Genomic DNA, 19646 nt, shown 5'->3' with positions numbered 1-19646 from the left:
AGCTTTTTCAAACTACTTAGATTCTTGATAATTATAATTGCAGCTCTTATTCATTAATAGCTTTTTATAAACGATATTTCCTAAAATTCCACCTACTACTAAGAAAACAAAGAATATCCAACCTGATAAAGATAGGTTAGCTATTGGTGTATAAAGAGCTCCTACATTACAACCATTTGATAATCTTGTTCCAAATCCCATAGCAAAACCACCAACAATATATATTAAAGCTTCTTTTCCACTTATTGATAATCCCGCCTTAAAAGTCGCAGTAAAACTTCCTGCCAAAAGTAATGCAACAAGTGTTCCTAATATTATACCAATGTTTTGTACATTCATTCCATTTGAGAAAAATGGTGCCGTAAACATTTCTATTGGTTTACCAGCAAAACTAGCTACACTTTCTGGAGAAACTCCAAATGCTACAAGTAATCTACCAAACCAGAATCCATAAGGAGTAGATGCTCCCCATCCAGCTTTAGTTACACCCATTAATAATGTGAATATACCTCCAATTACAACTGCTCCCATTCCAAGAGTCCATGGTCTTACAAATAACTTTTCATAAGTATTGTGGCTAAATAATTTAAATGGCTCTTTGTCTTCATGAATTTTTTCTTGAAGAATTTCTGTATCTACGCCCAAATAAGTATTTTGAGCTTTTCTTTTTTCTTCATATATTTTCGCAACCCAAATTGCTATACCTGCAAAAACAATTGTTACTATTATTGCTCCTAAATATCCTTCTAATCCGTCCCATTTAAATAAGTCTGGTAAAAATACTCCATTAGCAAATGTCTCAGTTGATATTAGTGAATTCTTTATCCAATCAATACTTTGAAGTGGGAATCCTACATATACACCCATTCCAAAGAATATTAGAGTTATTAAAGCACGTGGTAATCCTGTTACTACATCAGTAAGAACCCCCGATGCACAACAACTAGAAAATGCCATACCAAAACCAAATATTATTCCACCTAGTATAAGTCCTAAATTGATAGGATTAACCCATAAATCATATTGTGTTGGATCTTGTCCTATAAAAAAGCAAACACTTACTATTGCAGTTCCTACAAATAATATCATCAATTTTCTCATTAATTTTGTAGATCCTGCTCTATAACTTCTATTTACCCCTCCTGCAAATCCAAAAAGTGATCTTGTAAGAGCATAACCTAATCCTAAACCTGCTAGTAGTCTAAAAAATAACATTGGACTACCAAGATTAATCTTTCCTATCATTAAAATTGCAGCAAGTAGCACAAATCCAATAATATATTCCGTATACTTTTTCATTTAAATTTCCCCCATTAATTTCTTTTAATTAGCAAACACTATTTAATATTATTATTTCAGCTATGGTGTTTTATTTGTTTTTACTAAAACACCATAGATTTTTTATAAATTTAATTAAAGTTATATTCTGTAACTATAGGCTCTCTATCATTAACCTTATCATTATAATATTCATAGAAGCTTATTCCCATAAATCCACCAGATACATTGTAGATATTATTAAATCCTAAATGTTGTAATGCTAAGCATGCATTGTAACTTCTTTGAGCACTTCTACAATGTAAGTAAACTGGTATGTCAGTTGGTATTTCATCTAATCTATCTCTTATTTCACTTAGTGGAATGTTTTTAGCTCCTTTAATATGACCCACTTTATATTCATCAACTTCCCTAACGTCAATTATATATGCTCCATTTTCCACTAAATCTCTCACTTCATGTACATAAACTTGTTTAAATGCTCCTTCTAAAAGATTTGAAGCAACTAATGCAGCATGATTTACAACGTCCTTAGCTGTTCCAAATGGTGGTGCATAGCAAAGTTCTAAATCTTTTAAATCTTCTACAGTTCCACCCATTTTTATTAATGTTGCTATTATATCTATTCTCTTATCTGCATTTCCTTTACCAATTGATTGTGCTCCTAAAATTCTTCCTGTTGGAACTTCAAATATTAATTTAAAGTGTAACGGCTCACTACCTGGCATTAATCCTACCTTATCTTGAGGTATAACTCTTACAACTTCATAGTTTAAATTTAAATTTAAAGCTTTTATCTGACTTTCTGTTAATCCTGTTGAAGCTCCATTATAATCAAATACTTTAATACATGATGATCCAATATATCCACTATTTCTTGATGATCTTCCATGGATATGATCTGCAACAGCTCTTGCTTGCTTTTGAGCTGGTCCTGCTAATGGTAATTTTGTTATTGAGTTAGTTAATGCATTATAAACTTCAACAGCATCTCCAACCGCATATATATCCATATCATTTGTCAAGTAATTTTGATTAACTTTTATTGCACCAGTTGTCCCTATTTCTAATCCAGCCTCTCTTGCTAAATCAGTTTCTGGAGTAACACCTATTGCCATAACTACAGCATCTGAAGTTATTTTCTCTCCTGATTCTAATACTACAGTATCTTTTTCAAAAGAGCTTACCTTGTCTCCAACAATTAGGTTTATGCCTTTATCATATATTTCCTTATGCAAAACTTGAACCATATCATAGTCAAAAGGTTTCATTATTTGATCCATTGCTTCAATTAATGTTACATTATATCCAGCTTCACTTAAGTTTTCAGCAACTTCAACACCAATAAAGCCTCCACCTATTACCGATATATTCTTGCTACTACTATCTTTTATAAAAGAATTTAATTTTGCTATATCAACAACATTTCTCACTGTGAATATGTTTACATTTTCAACACCTTTAATCGGTGGTACTATAGCCTTCGCACCTGGTGAAAGAACCAACTTATCATAGCTTTCAGTGTATTCTTTTCCACTTACAACATTTCTTACAGTTACTTCTTTAGCTTTTCTATTAATTGAAGTTACTTCTGTATAAATCCTTGCATCAATTCTGTATTGACTATAAAATTTTTCAGGAATCATAAGAACTAAATCCTCATGATTTGCAACTTTTCCACTTAAATGATATGGTAAGCAGCAATTTGAAAATGAAACGTGTGGTCCTCTTTCAAACATTATTATTTCACTATTTTCATCTAATCTTCTAAGCCTTGCTGCTGTTGAAGCTCCCCCTGCAACGCCGCCAACAATAACTATCTTTTTACCCATTATTATTTTCCAACCTTTCCCTAACAAATAACTTATAATTTAAATTGTTAAATTTTTATCTTAAAAAAATATACTTAATCAAGACATCGTAGTAATAATATCACACAAAACATCATCACACATAATAAAACTATGTTATGTATAATAACAGTTTGTTATATACATTATTTAATAAACAAACTTCTTTTAATATTAAAATATTGTTATTATTTTTATATACCTATACATATTTAAAAGTAAATTGTTTTCATGTAAAATTAATTTTATACATAAAATAGATTTATTACTATATAGTCTATAAATTAGCTACTTAAAATAATATTTAGGATGTGAGAATATGAATTTGACGTATCTTCGTTCCTTTTATACCACAGTTAAATGCAATAGTATCTCTAAAGCTGCAAAACAATTGCATTTAACTCAACCTGGTGTTAGTATGCAAATTCAAAAACTTGAAAATGAAACTAACTTTAAATTGTTGAATAGAAGTAACACTGGAGTAAGTCTAACTGAAGCTGGAGAAATTATCTTTGAATTTGCTGATTCTATGCTATCTATAGAGGATAATTTACAAAAGAAATTAAATGAATTAAAAAATGTTAAATCTAAATTAATTATTTCTTGTTGTAAAAGTTTAGGTGAGCATGTTATGCCTTGCAGTATATATACATTCAAAGAAATACATTATAATACTGATATTTCTATGGAAATAGATAATACTTCAAATATTCTAAAAAAACTATCTAATCATGAAACAAATATGGGAATTATACAAGGTAAGCCTAATCCTAATAATGATTTTGAAATACTACCTTTAATGCCAGATAAACTTGTTTTAGTTGGTGGAAAGGATACTACTATTAAATCTCTTAATATTGATGAGCTTTATAAATTACCTTTAATAGTAAGAGAGGAAGGTTCTGCAAATAGACTACTATTAGAAACTATATTAAAAGACAATGGAATTAATATTGATAACTTAAATTCTGTTTTATCTCTTAATTCCCCTCAGTCAATAAAATCCTCTATTGCTTTTGGACAAGGGTACTCTTTCTTGCCTGAAATATCAATAACTCATGAATTAAGATGTGGTTCATTTAAGAAAATTAGTTTAGAAAATATAGACATGCCTTTTAAGTATTATATTGTATTTAGAAAAAATTATAAATTAAATTATTATGAGCAGAAATTTGTAGATTTTTTAACTTCTAAAAAAAGATGCTTTTGTTATTAAATAACACTAAACTAACCACTATATAAAAAAATAGTAGCCTCCTCTCCCAATTGGAAGGCTACTATTTTTATAAACTAAAAATTTAATTATACCAGTTACCTAATAAAACTAAAATTTTATAAAGTAGAGTGTTAGAGCACTTTACTTTTTTATTACAATCTAAGATGCTATTTATATATCTTCTTCTAATTCCAAAGTTAAGTACATATAATCTCCATCTGATATGATTTCTCCATGTTTAACTCTTAATTCCTCTTTAAAAAGTGGTCCTGCTATAACCGTAGTATGAAATTCTCCAGCCTCACCGCAAGGATCAATTCCTCTTTTCTCTAACTCTCTCATATAATCAAAAGTAAGAGTTCTTCCTAAATCTTCTTTCCTCATTCCTTTATTTAGATTAATGGTAACAATCTTAGTTACAAATCCTAAATTAATGAATTCTTCAACTACTTCCTTATGACTTTTTCTCCAAAGAGGCATACCAAGTTCAAGACCTACACCACTAGTAACTATTTCATGCCAACACTCCTCTTCTGGCACATCAATATCTCCTGTTACAAGTACCTCTGCACCTAAATCTTTTGCTTCTTTTAATTTTTCCACAAAAACTTTTTCATAGTTTTTCCAATTTGTAGCTGCTGTAAAAAGAGGTAGTCCAATTGCTTCTGCTTGTGCCTTAAGCACAGATGGAAAAAGACTATGAGCTCTTGATCTCTCTCCATCTTCCTCCATCATTACAATAATACCTACGGCTGTTCCTTCTTGCATTGCTTTATATAAAGCTAATGTACTATCTTTCCCTCCACTATATGAGGCTATAAACTTTTTATCTTTTGCACCATTATTCCATTTTTTCATATCATATTAACGCTACTGAATATAAAATAGATATATCTTTATTTATCCAGTAGCTTCTCCTTTCTTATAAAAAAGTGATTTTACAGTTCACTACTATAACTTGTAAATTCACTTAATTCATTTCATCCTTTATTAGTTATATAGAAAAATTTATATTCTCTAATAATTACTTATAAAATCATAAACCTCTTCATCTTCCCATTGAGAAATTTTTATATTACCAAGTTCCTTACTCTTTTCAGGGAACTTTAAAAAGTTCTTTAATTCTCCTTTATGCTCTTCTCTATCTATTCTCGTTTTGCTAATCAAGATTTTTTGAACACAAGGTTTGCTATTTGCATCTGATGGTAACATCATTAAAGCTAATCCACCAATATATTTATTTTTATTTAAGTTTGGTTTTATCATATTTATATAAGCTATACCATCATGTTTGCTTTGCAAATTAAAAAATATTAGTTTTTCTGAAATTATGTAGCTTCCTTTAAAGGATTTAACTACTTCTCCCATAGAAAGGATTTTAAATATTACCTCTTCATTTCTAAACTCAATTCTTCCTTCATGAATTCCCCCTTCTTTTCCTATGTTAGTTATTAAGAAATATGCATAATATATTTTCTCAAATATTTCTTCATCAATCCCCTGATTATTTTCTAAATTATCAATATCCATTGCAGTTAAAGTTCTATTTAAAAATTTATCTAAACTCAAATCATATATTTTACATATATACATTAAGGTTTCTATTGACGGAAAAGCCTCTCCAGATTTGTATTTTGAAAGTAAATCCTCTGAAACACCTATTTTCTTTGCTAATCTCTTTTGAGTTCCTTCCAGTTGAATAAGTTTCTTTAAATTATAAACAAAAACTTTTGAAGTTTTATCATATATAGTGTTTTTTAAAACCTTAACCTTATTAATGTCATGCTTTTCTTCTCTATCTTCATTTTTTATGGATTCTATTTTAACTTCAATATCTTCTTCTATTTTTTTAATTTCATCTAATTCCTTTTTCAAATGCATCCCTCCAAAAATTTATTATTCCACTAAACTTTCTTTTCTCTTTTATTAAAGCTATTGTATGCTTAATAATTCGCACAAAAATATACCTAATTGAATTTCATTCAACTTAATATCATAAACTTTTCAAGTAAGTTTTATATTCATATATAAATATTGTAATAAATAAATACCTATATTACCATAATAACAAAGTTATTAAGAACATTTATTTCTTAATCTATTCCTATAAAAGTGTTGATTTTTTAGTCATAAATTTAAGATTATTTTCCCTAAGATCTGAAATTTACAGAATCTTTCCTTACTGTTTAGAGATAAGTATATGACCCTATTCTAAACTAAAAAATCAACACTTCTTTTACCCATATAAGGTTGTTTAAATGTAATAAACATACTTATTAACTAAAGGACTAGAACTACTCAAATTTTTATAAAACATTAAATTATAATAAATATGCTTATTACCTATATGAGACATTATAAGGAGAGGTTTACGTATGAGTAATTTAAATAAAACAAAAATTAAAGCAATTTTATTTGATTCAGGTAGAGTTTTGAACCAGTCTTCTACTGGTCATTGGTTTATAACACCTAACTTTTTCAAATACGTGGACAGACATAAATTTGATTCTATAAAAAAATCTAGACAAAAAGAAGCCTTTTCTAAGGCTTATGAATATATAGACAAGCAGAAGTTTATTCTTACTGAAAGTGATGAATATACTCACTTTTTAGAATTTTATAAAATTTTTTCTGATAATCTTCCTGAATTAGGATTAATTAAGGATGATATTAAATCAATAACAAATGATTATGTATACAATTATGAAAAATATACCTTCTTTGAAGATGTGCCTAGTACTCTTCAAAAACTAAGTCAATCATATAAACTAGCAATAGTATCAGATGCTTGGCCATCTTTAGAAGGCATATTTATAAACATGAATTTAAGAAAATATTTCTCTTCATTTATAATTTCTTCTCAAAAAGGAATAACTAAGCCAAATGAACTTATGTTTAGACTAGCTTTACAAGAACTTAATGTTCAACCTGAGGAATCAATATTTATTGATTATAATCCTAAAAATTGTGAAGCTGCTATGAAGTTTGGTATTACTCCAATAATATTATGTAGAGATCTTAAATCCTACATTTTCACAAAAATAAAATATAGAAATATCTTAGTAGTAAGAAATTTAAATGATATTTACGACATACTGAATTAAGTTAATCCCCCGGTTAACTTAAACTTTTAATATACATTTATACAAAATCCTAAAAGGAGCTATATAAAATATTTAATATAGCTCCTTTTTATGTGTTTATTATTATAGAAGGGTTTTAGCTTTTTTTGTCTAGTTCACTATACTTATATTTAATGCTATATCCTAGTTAACATTCTATTCTATCCATCTTTTTTTTAATATTTCTTTTATAAATTCTAAATTTTCCTTACCTATAGTCTTTTCTATCTCTTTCTCTATAATCAATTTAAGCTCATTATTTTTTTTGCAATATTCTACTCCCATTTCAGTAAGTTCTGTATATTTACTATTACTTTCTGTCTTTTTAAACTTTAAATAGCCTCTACTCTCTAATTTCTTTGCACATTTAAACATTGCCTGTCTTGAAACATTCGCCTGCCTAGCAACCTCTGCAATAGATATTTTCCCCATACTAATTTTAGCCAAAAGCATTGCCTCTGTATGAGAAATTTCCTCTTTATTTTCTTTTAACCATCTATCTTCAACTTCTCTTCTAAGAACTATATGTTTTTCACTTACTAAGTCTATTATATTTAACTCTTTATTCATTACCTCACCTATTTATAATAATTTTATTTATTATCTTTTTTACTTATTCGTACTTTAATACATTTTATCACATTAAGATTTGCATTTTAATCTTTCATTTAAATTTACATAATTCAATATAAAATTCCCTACTATGTAGTTTAATCTCTAAATAATTATTTAACCTAAATTTATAATCCTGATACCCCAAGTCAACTTAGTTGACTTTTTCTTTTCTTTATTGTTATAATATAGCTTGTCAACTTAGTTGACTTTATTTTTTTACCTAGGAGGATTTTTTTATGGGAAACACTAAATTTCAAAAATTTACTTTTACATTAATGATGTGTTTTGGCATGGTACTTTGTATGACAGTATATAATATGATTTTAAATGATGGACTAAATTCAAGCTTGCTTTCAAACTTATTTAAAGACTTTTGGTTTGGATTCATTGTAGCACTTTTTTTAGATGTTTTTGTAGTGAGTAAACTTGCTAAACCTCTTGCCTTTAAAATAGTTAAACCAACTGAAAATACACATCCTCTTAAAATTGTTATAGCTATATCTACTTGTATGGTTATAGGAATGGTTTTATTAATGTCTCTTTATGGCTCTATAGTTGTTGCTGGCTTCAATTTAGAAGCAATAAAAATATACCCTTACTGTATTGCAAGAAATTTTATTATAGCATTACCACTTAATTTATTAATAATATCTCCTTTAGTTAGATTTTCTTTTGGAAAAGTTTTTGCTATTAAGTAAAACTCTAAACCTAACTAAAAAAGCAACATGTATCATAAGCTCTTGATACATGTTGCTATATCTTATTTATCTTAAATTTTTTCTCAATTATGCCTTTAAACTTCCTTTTTATTAAAATTTTAAGAATGTTTAAATGCATGATATATATTATAAATTAATATTATTGATAAATTTTGCAAATAAAAAATAATTTAAACTATTCATCACTACATACGCAGAAAGAATTTTGAACTTTTATATACTCTTCTGGAGTTAAAGAAAGTATATATTTATCAAAGTGATCTTCACTACAGAAATATCCTACTTTATTTTCTATATAATTTTCCTTTGGTTCTTTTTCTAAATCTTTTCCACAATATAAACACTTTTTCATTTTGCTCACTCTCCTTATACCATATAAAACCTTTAGTTATTGTATAATCTTATGTTTTTCTTTATTATCTTTTTTTACTAAATATAATCTTAATTACCTCAAATTAAAGATATCACTTATATTATTAAGAAAAATTTCTCTTATAATATTAATTATTACACAATCATATCACCAATTCCACTTCTATCTAAAGTTTTATTTTCATATATTCTTTTTAACTCAGTAAAATTTTCAGACCAAACCAATAAATCTGAATTGGTAATCCATTGGTCACATGCTCCCCTTACACCTAGAGCCTTAAATTTCTCTGATAAACTTTTCTCTATAGAATTCGTAACATTACCAACAGAAATATTACAAAGTCCTCTATTAGTCTTACTATTTTCAATATTTAAAGTTTCAGTAATACCTATTTCATTGTGTGTCTTTAATAAGACTTCAATAATAGATCTTATATTATTCATAATTATATTTATATCTGATGATTCCTGACAAAGTTTTATATTTTCCTCTATATCCTTAGCTATTTTAGGTAATTTAGAAAATTCATAGCCATACCATTTTAAATAACCTGGATAATAAGTCTTATTATATAAATATGTTATCCTTATTATATTTTCAATTACCCTATTTAAGCATATCTTTCCACCAATTTCATCTCCTCTAGCAAAACATAAAGGAATTAACTCTAAGTATGATATTTCATCCCAACAATATAAAAGTTTATATTTCCATATCTCATCATCATAATATTTAAATTTTTCTCTTACATTTGTAATTTCACCTATTTTATCCTCAAAAATATTTCCTCTTGTAAGTTCCAATAGCTTTTGTTCTGGAATGCATAACCATTCCAGATCTGATAAACTGTATTCACCATGCTTTTTCTTAATTCCAAATTGAATCTTCATATGCCTTTCCACTGTAGTTATTCCAATATGATGAAATGAATTCTTCTTTGTAGGCACTGTTACTAATGCTCTATAATCCTTATCATAAACATATCTTGTATAGTATCCCTTATATGATATAGGTAACTTATCTAACAGCATTTTATCTATATCTACTGCATACTTATCATAATCATCATTACTAAGCCATATATGACATCTTGGCCCCCATTCATGGTCTCTGGATAATTCATCATCATTTCCTAAAACATCTGATCCATATCCTATAAGCCCAGCAGCATATTTCTCTTTTATCATAGGAAATTCATCCTCAATCAGTGGCTTCACTACTTCAAAATAAAACTTTTCATTTAATTCCAAACCTTTCATATCTACTCCTCATTTCCCTTATAATCCCTTTAACTTTTCATTATATATTCTACAAATCCTGAATCCTCATTTTCTTGTTCCTTAATTATTTTAAACCCATTATTTATATAAAATTTAACTGCTTTTTCATTCATTTTATAAACAGCTAAACTTATATTTTTATATCTAAGCTTAACAAAATCAAGTAACTTACTACCTATTCCTAATCCTTGACTTTCAACATCGACAAATAAAGCACCTATAAACTCCTTATTGATTATACTTATAAAACCTTTTATTTTTTTATCCTCATAATAAACAAAGGTTTCAGCCATTGGGATATAAACTTCCTTTACAACATTATAATTCTTTTCCCAATATTCTTTTTCAATAAAATCATGAGCTTTTATTGTACTTTCAAGCCATATTCTCATAATCTCATCTATTTCTTCTCTTCTAAGTTCTTTTATCTCTACCATTATTTTCTCTTCCATATAATATTTCTCACCTTTCAATAATCTACTATTTTAACTTAATTATATAACGTTCTTTATTTTCATTTATTTTTCTACAAGACTCTGCAACTCCTTGTGTATAAGCTAAACTTAAATTATCTATTGTTTCAACCTTTTCTGCATGTAATTTTAAACTCTCTCCCAAATAATTCATTTAAATCATTTCCCTCTTTTTCTTATAGTTTACTATGGTTACATAGTATCAACAAAATAAAAATATTTAAATATTATGAGAATTTAAAATTAATTTTGGTCATAAAGGATACTTTGACATTTTTTAATATAAAAAAAGCCATATAAATTATCATTTCTGAACATAAAAAAAATAACAAAAATAATGTATTATATTTTTACTACATTGTTTTTGTTATTCATAGTAACTATTCTTTATTTCAAAAATATTCTAGTCATTAATTTATCTATTGCCAAATCTCCAAATACTCTTTTTAATATTTTACATAATACACAGTCAATATTTACGGAATACTGACTTTTAGGCTTTTTCTTAGAAATTATTTTTGATACAACTCTTGCCACCTTTATTGGTGGTGGTGCATTGGTAATTAATTTAGTAAAGCTTTTTTTAAATAACATAAATTCTTCTTTGTAAGCTCCAGCACATTCTGATTTTGATGCCTTCTCAAGTGTTTTCATAGCTGGATCTATAAATTCAGTATCAATAAATGAAGGTTGTATTTTCACCACTTTAATTCCACTTTTCGCACTTTCCATTCTAAAACCATCAATCATACCTTCTAATGCATGCTTTGAAGCTGGATAGAAGGACATCATTGGTGTGGAAACCACTCCTACTAAAGAAGATGTTACAATAATATGTCCATATCCTTGCTTTCTCATTTGAGGCATAACAGCCTTAATAGTTCTTACTACTCCGAATAAGTTAACATCAAACTCTGCTTTTGCAGCATCTATATCTATAGTTTCTACTGCTCCTGCACAAGCATATCCTTAATTAGCAAAGACCACATCAATCCTACTTTCGTTTTTGATTATGGTTTCTACTGCTTTTTGTACTGATTCTTCATCTCTGATATCTAAATGCATTAACTTACCACCAATTTTTTCAAGCTCTTTCATTCTCTCTACTCTTCTTGCAGTACAATATACAGTATTCCCTTCTTCTAATAATAATTTAGCTGTTGCATAACCTATTCCAGAGCTTGCTCCTGTAATTAAGATAACTTTTTTCATTATTTCTACACTCCTATTTACAGTTATTACAACTATGTAATCCTTCTAATTTATTTTTATACTTAACTATATTTATTTCATCTTTAGTGTTTATACTTTTATTGTTAAAGCTTTATTCTTTAACAATAAAAATATTGATGATACTATAAGTGATATTCCTAATAACACTAGAAATAGCCATCCTTTATTTATTTTATATACATATGATGAAATTAATGGACCTACTGCATAGCCTAAAGATTCTGATGCTCCAACAAATCCAAAAACTATTCCCTTTATATTCTCATCTTCTCCAAATTCCATTAATGAATTTTGAAGTGATGCATTTAAAAATGTTGCTCCTAAAAAATAAATGATTATTACAATGGTAAATAAGGTTATACCTCTTATAAAAGATAATGCAAATAAAGATAGATTCATAACTATAAAGGATAAAAACAATTGTCTTTTCACTCCTATTTTATCGCTAGTCCATCCACCTAAAGGAGCAAATAAGCCAAAAACAAATAAGTAAATTGAAATTATTGATGAAGTATAAAATATTGTTCCTCCTAAAACATCTTGACCATAAAAAGGAAACATAGAGCCTATGCATCCATATATAAAATCACCTAAAAAGGCTACTGAACTTAATAAGATTATTTTAGGTGCCAGTTTATTTTCTTTAATATCCTCTACTATAACCCTTATTCTACACCCCAGTTTTCCCTTTGACTTTTTGCACTTATCCATGATCTTTTCCGACTTATTAATTTTAAATACCGTAAATATAAGTGAAATTATTATTCCTATTGATGATACATAAAAAACCATATTATAGTTATTTATATTAGATACTATAAATCCTCCTATAATAGCTCCAATAGCACCTCCAAGAGTAAAGACCGCTGAGGCATATCCTGTACATTCTCCTCGCTTTTCTTCATCTAAAGATCTTGAAAGTATAGAATAATTTGCTGGTGCTGACATTCCTAAAACTGCCCCTTGAATTATATATATACTCCCTGCTAAAATCTTTGTATGAAAAATGGTATATGCAAAAGGAATACAAGACATTAAAACAAGAGCAACTATAAGTAATAACTTATCTCCTATGGCATCTGAAACCATACCAAAAGGAACCTGAGCTAATGCCTTACTCACTCCATAAAGTGACATTATTATTCCTATTAATAATGTGCCTATTCCAAGTGAATCAAAATAAAGAGATATTATTGGTATCATAAAACTATAACTTATACCAAATATAAATCTTAAAATACAAAAATTTAATAGCTCCTTCTTCTTAAATAAAACATTATTTCTTATGTCCATGGCAAACTCCTTAAATTGAGTTTTTCTTTAGTATCCTTCATACTTTAAATTATTATTCAATCCTATATCTTAACTTTATTAAAGAATATTATATATAAAGCTGTAACTAAGACTGAAACTATTAGTAAACCTAAAAATAGATAATTTTTATTAATTTCATAAATATATGCTGAAATAAGTGGTCCTAAGGCATAACCTAAAGATTCTGATGAACCAACAAAACCAAAAACAAAGCCTTTTACTATGTGATTGTCCCCAAATTCTGAAAGAGAACTTTGAAGAGCTGCGTTTAAAAAAGTAGCTCCTAAAAAATACATTATTATAACTACTGTAAAAACTGGTATACTTCTAATTATTATTAAAGAAAGTAATGTTAAATTCATTACGGTAAAAGATAAAAATAGTTGCTTCTTATTTCCTATCTTATCACTAACATATCCTGCTATTGGAGCTCCTAAGCCAAATACCAAAAGATAAACTGATATTATTGATGAGGTATAAGAAACCGATGCTCCTAAAACATCTTGTCCATAAAAGTGAAAAAGTGCTATAACACAAGAATATATATAGTCTCCTAGAAAGGCTATTGATCCAAGAACTAAAACCTTGTGCATAAGACCCTTTCTTCTTAACTCTCCTAATATACAGGTTAAACCTACTTTATTTCCTCCACATGCTTTACTTACTTTCACCTTAGTTATCTTTAAGGAAATATAAATTAAAGTAATAAATACTCCAAAGGAAGCTAAGTAAAATACAGTATTATAATCATTTAACTGCGTTACAATATATCCTGCGATTGCTGCACCTATTCCTCCACTAAAGGTGAAAACTGCTGATGCAAAACCTGTACACTCTCCTCTTCTTCTAGAATCTAATGACCTAGCTAGTATAGAATAAGTAGCCGGAGCCGCCATACCTAAAACTGCTCCCTGTATTACATATAAAGCTCCTACCGCTAATGTATTATTAGTTAAGGTATATCCAATTGGAACAAATGCCATTAGACCAATGCTCAGTTTTAAACTTAACTTATCCCCCATCCTATCTGAAATAATTCCAAAAGGCATTTGTGCTAGTGTCTTACTAACACCGTATAAAGACATAACAGTACCTATTACAACAGTCTCCATACCTATAGAATCAAAAAACAATGGAATTATGGGAATCATAAGACTGTAGCTTATCCCAAAAATAAATCTATATGTGCAAAAACTTCTTAATTCTGTTTTTCTGAAAAACACACTATTTTCTATTCTCATCTCTTCTCCTACTTACTTAACAAAGTTTATATTATTTATTCTATTCTTCGCCTTCTTCATTTATTAAAATATGTAATCTAAAATTAATAAAAAAAGCATTTAGGTATAATCTCCTAAATGCTTTAAACTTATTATTTATTTTATAGAGTTTTTATTTTATTAATCCGTATATATAATTAACTAAAGAAATTCAATAATTATTTTAAATCATAAATTTATTTAGTTAGTAGCAACCATTTCATTCTTCATTGTATTTTTCTCAAAGATTTTAAAGAATGGATAATAAAGTACCATACTTACTGGTATAAGTAAAAATACAAAAAGAACATTCATAGCATCTAAAGATGATAAATATGCTTGTGCAAAAAATGGTGTAAATGATGGATCTACTATGTATCCTGGTGTTATAAACCCAGTTAATTGAGCAAAATATGTTAAGCCACAAGTAACTATTGGCGTTAAAATAAATGGTATGGCAAGTATTGGATTAAATACTATTGGTCCTCCAAATATTATTGGCTCATTAATTCCACAAATACCTGGTACTAATGATAATCTACCTAATGACTTTAAATGTATAGATTTACTCTTACACATTAGTAGAACTAAACCTAAGGTATTTCCAGCTCCCCCCATTATAGCTATTCTAAACATCTGAAGATTCATAAGTGCTGTTGGATCTTGTCCTGCCGCTATAAGCTCACTATTAATTCCAGTGTTAGTTATTCCAAGTGAAAATAGTATTGGAAATATTATTGATGTTCCATTAATTCCAAATAACCAAAGAATATTTCCAAAAGTTATTATAAATAAGAATCCCCCAATATTATCTACAACTGATAAAGCTGGTGTTAATATGCTCATTATTGCCTCAGGAATATTTTTACCTATCATAGAAACTAAGATAATATTTAACCCATATATTATTACTATGTTAGCTAACACTGGAAGTATAGAGTTGACAAAAGATGTTACTGCTGGTGGAACTGAACTTGGGAATTTCATTTTTAATCCCTTTAACTCTATAAATCTTGTTATTTCAACTGACAAAATTGATATTATTATTCCTACAAATAATCCATCTGCCCCTAAAAATTGAGTACTTATTCCTCCCTCAATAGCAGGAGCTGCAACCATAAGAAAAATAGAAGTTGATATTAATCCTACTATTGGTGCATTTAACTTATATTCCTTTGCCAATGAATAAGAAATTCCGAAAACACTTAGAAGACCAAATATCCCCATTGTCATATTAAAAGGTGCTGTTAATAAAGCATAATTTTCAGTGGAAAAGTTTTTCCAATTAATTAAGAATTTAATAAGTATATTTGATGTATTCACATCTACTAAATCCATAGTTATTGGTGGATTAGCTATTATTAAAAATAAAGCTCCAACAACTATAAGTGCAAGAGGCATCATCATTCCTGCTGATATGGCTCTTAAATGTATTTGGTTCCCTAATTTCGCTCCTAAAGGAGACAGTTTTTCATCTAATTTAGCTAAAAATTTGTTTTCCATCTTAAGTTATCCCCTTATAAAATTTTAATCCTTAATCTCGTATACACTTGTCCTATTAAATAAAACTCAAAATTCTTCCTCAAAGAATTTTTTGAATTGAGAGATGTTAATTTATCTCTCAATTAGTCCTACCCCTTAAAGAGATTTATCTTTTAATTAATATTGAAATCCATTATATTTAAATGCTGATTCAACGGCATCTTCTGCTTTATAAACCTTAAGTATTTCTTCATATCTTTCTTTATAGTCATTATCTACATTCATTTGAGGTATAACTTTACTTGCTTCATGTAAAAAATGGAATGAATCTCTTCCCATTTCAGCGCCTCTAACTGTGTGCTTATCTAAAGCGTAATCAGGAATTTCTGGAACTTCTCCCATTGCAAAGCCTTTAATAACTATATTTTTAAGTAAATCACTTGATCTATCTTTTTCACATGCACAAAGATATCTAATAGCATGTATGAAGAATATAGGTCTATCTCCATCTGCATAGTCAAACTCTTTTCTCATAGTATTTAAATTATTTATTAAAATTGGTGCATTAGTATCTCCCATTCCAATATCTTCAACAGTGATTGTTATAAGTCTTCTCCAAAGTTTATCCTCCATTTGAGGTGAAGTTATGTACATTTCATAAGCAAATTTACAAGCTTCTTCAACAAGCCCTCTTCTTATTGATTTTTGAAGGGAAGATATAACCTCGTCTCCTCTTAAACCATTTCTTGTTCTTATATTTGCCCATGGATCTTGAATGAATTTTTTACTCATAATAACTCTCCTATCTAAAATAAGTATTTAAATATGTTATAATTTATCTTAAAAAACAGTACTTCATAGAGGTGATTTTATGACATTTTTTTATTCTACTGATAAATACAATCTAAATGAACTTGAAATAAATATTCTAAATTACTTAGAAAAAAATATAAATGACATAAAAAATATAAGTATTAGAAAACTAGCTAAAGAAAACTTTACTTCTACTGCAACTATTTATAAGCTTATAAAAAAACTAGGTTTTGATGGTTATGCTGATATGATTTATGCTCTCCATTACGACAATTTAAATAAAAGTTTAGGAAGAAAATCTAATAGTCCTTATGAAGCTATTGAAAATTCCCTAAATCCATATAAAGAAAACTTTTTAAAACTTCTTAATAAGTATAAAGATAAGCAAATAGTCGTAACAGGTATGGGCTTTTCTCAAATTGTTGCCGATTATATATCGGAATCCTTATTTTTAAAAGGATTTAATATAACTTCAAAACTTCACATACAATTTTTAAATAAAGATAATGCTAATAAACTCTTATTAATAATAATTTCCCAATCTGGTGATACACCTAGACTTGTTGAATTAGCAACTAAAGCTAAAGAAAACAATTTAGAAATTATAAGCTTTACAGGCTCTGAGAACAATAAAATAAGTAGCTTATCTAATCTTTCTATAAAGACTAGGACTAATCCTAAATTTAAAGTAGAAAGCAACTTTTTCTCTGGTGAATGTATTATCGCTATTGAACTTCTAACACAAACTCTATAAAGATTTCTATGCCTATACTTTACTTTATAAAATACAATTATAAAATAGTTTTAACGTCTTTAAAAACATGTTATAAAAATTTAAAACATTGTATTTATTAATTTTACTCTTGTGGTTTTTATAAAGAATAAATTTATTGATTTAACAAAAGCTATTTATTAATAAAAGCCACAGGAGGATTTATAATGAAAATATTTAAAAGATTTTTCTTAATTTTATTAGTTGTTATAAATTGCATAGTTACCATTTCCCCTACTATTACCAAAGCATTTACTCTCCTAAATTCTAATCTTCTTCTAAATTCTAAATCCTCATTAACTCTATTAAATAAAGATAATGTTCCCTATATAAAAAATTCTATAATTCCCAAGTCACTTTATGTAATAATGGAAAGCCAAATGAGTAATGCAGAAAAAACCATGATTGCAACCCTCCAAGGACTTATTTCCAATAAGACAGATACTCAAATTTATATCCTTCCTTCAAGTGAAAGTGACTATAAAATCTGGCTAGAAAATTTTAAAAAAGAATATAAAATTAAAAATATTAAAATTGAAGACCCATGGGAATTATTGAACATTTTTAAACAATATATTAAAGGATATGTACTATATAGTAATTACAGATCACCTTCAATTAACAATGCATGTACTCTTGCTTCATTAAAAAATGCTTTAGCTATTGATGAATCTATAGAATCTAGGTTAAATGAACATGGAATTACTAATTTAATTGATGATTGTAGGAATACAGATAAATACTGGGCTTTTAATAACTTATGGAATTCTGGGTTAAACCATTCAACAGTTATACAGTTATCTCCAGATAAAACCACTGCCCTAAGAGATTATGCAATAATGTCTAAATCTCTTATATTCTATGAAGACATTAATAGTACAGATTTAAGAGATAAAATTTTTAGTTCTATGGAGGATAATGGATGTATATTAGGTTGGGGACCTGATGAACACGGAAATGTTTCACTTTCTTCAAAGTATGGAATTGATATGATTGCTGCTGATTGGTCTTATAATCTTTCTGTTTTAAGCTCTTTTCCTATAAAGGATCTAACTCAAAAAAATGTAAAAGAAATAAAGCAAGAAGATGGATTTCATTATGTAACCTTTATTATGTCCGATGGAGATAATCAACAGTGGCTACTTGGAAGCAATTATAATAATAAAAATTGGTTTGGTTCTCCTTATAGAGGTAAATTTAATTTAGGATGGTCAATAAGCCAATCACTTTACTACTTAGCTCCTACTGTTTTTGAAGAATACTATAAAAGTGCTAAAAATTCAATTTGTAATGACAACTTTGTTGTTTCTCCATCTGGGAATGGATATATATATCCAAGTAAGTTTCCATCTAATAAATTAGATAACTACACAACCCGATTAAATAATTATATGAAAAAAGTTGATCAGAATTATGTATTAATACTTGATGATGATGCCTTTTATAAAAAAGATCTATGGAATAAATACACTACTAAATCAAACATAAATGGACTTTTTTATCTTAATTATTATAAAAATAATAGTTATGGAGGGAAAATAATATGGTCAAATGATAAACCTGTAGTTTCTTGTCGTGATTTACTTTGGGAAGGATTAGAGAATGAAGATGAACTTATCTCTAACATAAATAATAGAGTTCTTGCAGGTCATACTAAGATAAATGATCCTAACTCCTACACATTTGTATATGTTCATGTATGGAGTAATACTATGGACAATGTCTATGATGTAGTAAATAAATTAACTAAGAATCCTAAAGTTAAGGTGGTAACTCCAACTGATTTTATGAAGTTAATAAATAAAAACTTAAATAAAGTTGATCAATAAACTAAAAAGACTATGACT

17 protein-coding genes and 2 pseudogenes are annotated in these 19646 nt (G+C 27.7%); 5 read left to right on the top strand and 14 right to left on the bottom strand.

Annotation, left to right across the window (positions count from 1 at the left end; all coding sequences use genetic code 11):
* Positions 1 to 12 precede the first annotated feature (12 nt).
* A complete protein-coding gene (locus AC2A4K_RS04540) occupies positions 13 to 1299 on the bottom strand; it encodes a YeeE/YedE family protein (RefSeq protein ID WP_322504152.1) in 1287 nt (428 codons plus the stop codon).
* Positions 1300 to 1409: 110 nt separating this feature from the next.
* The gene (locus AC2A4K_RS04535) at positions 1410 to 3110 is read right to left on the bottom strand and encodes an FAD-dependent oxidoreductase (RefSeq protein WP_322504153.1); all 1701 of its coding nucleotides are present in this window, start codon (positions 3108 to 3110) and stop codon (positions 1410 to 1412) included.
* A gap of 337 nt (positions 3111 to 3447) precedes the next feature.
* Between AC2A4K_RS04535 and AC2A4K_RS04530 the strand changes: the two genes are divergently transcribed.
* On the top strand, positions 3448 to 4344 hold the full coding sequence (locus tag AC2A4K_RS04530) for a LysR family transcriptional regulator (RefSeq protein ID WP_322504154.1): 897 nt from the start codon (positions 3448 to 3450) through the stop codon (positions 4342 to 4344).
* Positions 4345 to 4515: 171 nt separating this feature from the next.
* Here the strand turns inward: AC2A4K_RS04530 and AC2A4K_RS04525 are convergent, their stop codons facing one another.
* Together AC2A4K_RS04525 and AC2A4K_RS04520 are read right to left on the bottom strand one after the other, a co-directional pair.
* Positions 4516 to 5202 carry a Dph6-related ATP pyrophosphatase gene (locus AC2A4K_RS04525; RefSeq protein ID WP_322504155.1) on the bottom strand — a complete coding sequence of 229 codons (687 nt, stop codon included), beginning with the start codon at positions 5200 to 5202 and terminating at the stop codon, positions 4516 to 4518.
* Positions 5203 to 5361: 159 nt separating this feature from the next.
* A complete protein-coding gene (locus AC2A4K_RS04520) occupies positions 5362 to 6219 on the bottom strand; it encodes a helix-turn-helix domain-containing protein (protein WP_322504156.1) in 858 nt (285 codons plus the stop codon).
* Between the two features lie 500 nt (positions 6220 to 6719).
* Between AC2A4K_RS04520 and AC2A4K_RS04515 the strand changes: the two genes are divergently transcribed.
* A complete protein-coding gene (locus tag AC2A4K_RS04515; RefSeq protein WP_322504157.1) occupies positions 6720 to 7448 on the top strand; it encodes an HAD-IA family hydrolase in 729 nt (242 codons plus the stop codon).
* A gap of 174 nt (positions 7449 to 7622) precedes the next feature.
* Here AC2A4K_RS04515 and AC2A4K_RS04510 read toward each other — a convergent pair whose 3' ends face one another.
* Positions 7623 to 8036 (bottom strand): MarR family transcriptional regulator, encoded by a 414-nt coding sequence (locus tag AC2A4K_RS04510; protein WP_322504158.1) that lies wholly within the window; start codon positions 8034 to 8036, stop codon positions 7623 to 7625.
* Positions 8037 to 8317: 281 nt separating this feature from the next.
* Here AC2A4K_RS04510 and AC2A4K_RS04505 point away from each other — a divergent pair, with 281 nt between their 5' ends.
* On the top strand, positions 8318 to 8779 hold the full coding sequence (locus AC2A4K_RS04505) for a DUF2798 domain-containing protein (protein WP_322504159.1): 462 nt from the start codon (positions 8318 to 8320) through the stop codon (positions 8777 to 8779).
* A gap of 196 nt (positions 8780 to 8975) precedes the next feature.
* Here AC2A4K_RS04505 and AC2A4K_RS04500 read toward each other — a convergent pair whose 3' ends face one another.
* The 9 genes and pseudogenes from AC2A4K_RS04500 to AC2A4K_RS04460 form a co-directional block, all read right to left on the bottom strand.
* Complete coding sequence (locus AC2A4K_RS04500) at positions 8976 to 9152, bottom strand: hypothetical protein (protein ID WP_322504160.1); 177 nt, start codon at positions 9150 to 9152, stop codon at positions 8976 to 8978.
* 155 nt (positions 9153 to 9307) lie between these two features.
* On the bottom strand, positions 9308 to 10432 hold the full coding sequence (locus AC2A4K_RS04495; RefSeq protein WP_322504161.1) for a DUF4037 domain-containing protein: 1125 nt from the start codon (positions 10430 to 10432) through the stop codon (positions 9308 to 9310).
* Between the two features lie 29 nt (positions 10433 to 10461).
* Positions 10462 to 10905, bottom strand: a complete 444-nt coding sequence (locus AC2A4K_RS04490; protein ID WP_322504162.1) for an N-acetyltransferase — start codon at positions 10903 to 10905, stop codon at positions 10462 to 10464.
* A 52-nt stretch (positions 10906 to 10957) separates the two neighbouring features.
* A pseudogene (locus AC2A4K_RS04485) lies at positions 10958 to 11080 on the bottom strand (NAD-dependent malic enzyme); the annotation flags it as partial.
* Positions 11081 to 11313: 233 nt separating this feature from the next.
* Positions 11314 to 12138: pseudogene (locus tag AC2A4K_RS04480) on the bottom strand (SDR family oxidoreductase).
* 90 nt (positions 12139 to 12228) lie between these two features.
* Positions 12229 to 13452 carry an MFS transporter gene (locus tag AC2A4K_RS04475; protein ID WP_322504163.1) on the bottom strand — a complete coding sequence of 408 codons (1224 nt, stop codon included), beginning with the start codon at positions 13450 to 13452 and terminating at the stop codon, positions 12229 to 12231.
* Between the two features lie 62 nt (positions 13453 to 13514).
* On the bottom strand, positions 13515 to 14714 hold the full coding sequence (locus tag AC2A4K_RS04470; RefSeq protein WP_322504164.1) for an MFS transporter: 1200 nt from the start codon (positions 14712 to 14714) through the stop codon (positions 13515 to 13517).
* 219 nt (positions 14715 to 14933) lie between these two features.
* On the bottom strand, positions 14934 to 16235 hold the full coding sequence (locus AC2A4K_RS04465) for a PTS sugar transporter subunit IIC (protein WP_322504165.1): 1302 nt from the start codon (positions 16233 to 16235) through the stop codon (positions 14934 to 14936).
* 156 nt (positions 16236 to 16391) lie between these two features.
* Complete coding sequence (locus AC2A4K_RS04460; RefSeq protein ID WP_322504166.1) at positions 16392 to 17006, bottom strand: AAA family ATPase; 615 nt, start codon at positions 17004 to 17006, stop codon at positions 16392 to 16394.
* 79 nt (positions 17007 to 17085) lie between these two features.
* Here AC2A4K_RS04460 and AC2A4K_RS04455 point away from each other — a divergent pair, with 79 nt between their 5' ends.
* Positions 17086 to 17781, top strand: coding sequence for a MurR/RpiR family transcriptional regulator (locus AC2A4K_RS04455; RefSeq protein WP_322504167.1), 696 nt, complete (start codon positions 17086 to 17088; stop codon positions 17779 to 17781).
* Positions 17782 to 17963: 182 nt separating this feature from the next.
* Positions 17964 to 19628, top strand: a complete 1665-nt coding sequence (locus tag AC2A4K_RS04450; RefSeq protein WP_416173355.1) for a GxGYxYP domain-containing protein — start codon at positions 17964 to 17966, stop codon at positions 19626 to 19628.
* Positions 19629 to 19646 lie beyond the last annotated feature (18 nt).

Source organism: Clostridium sp. LIBA-8841 (assembly GCF_057782475.1).
The sequence above is the reverse complement of the archived record's forward strand: the minus strand, read 5'-3'. Positions and strand labels throughout refer to the sequence as shown.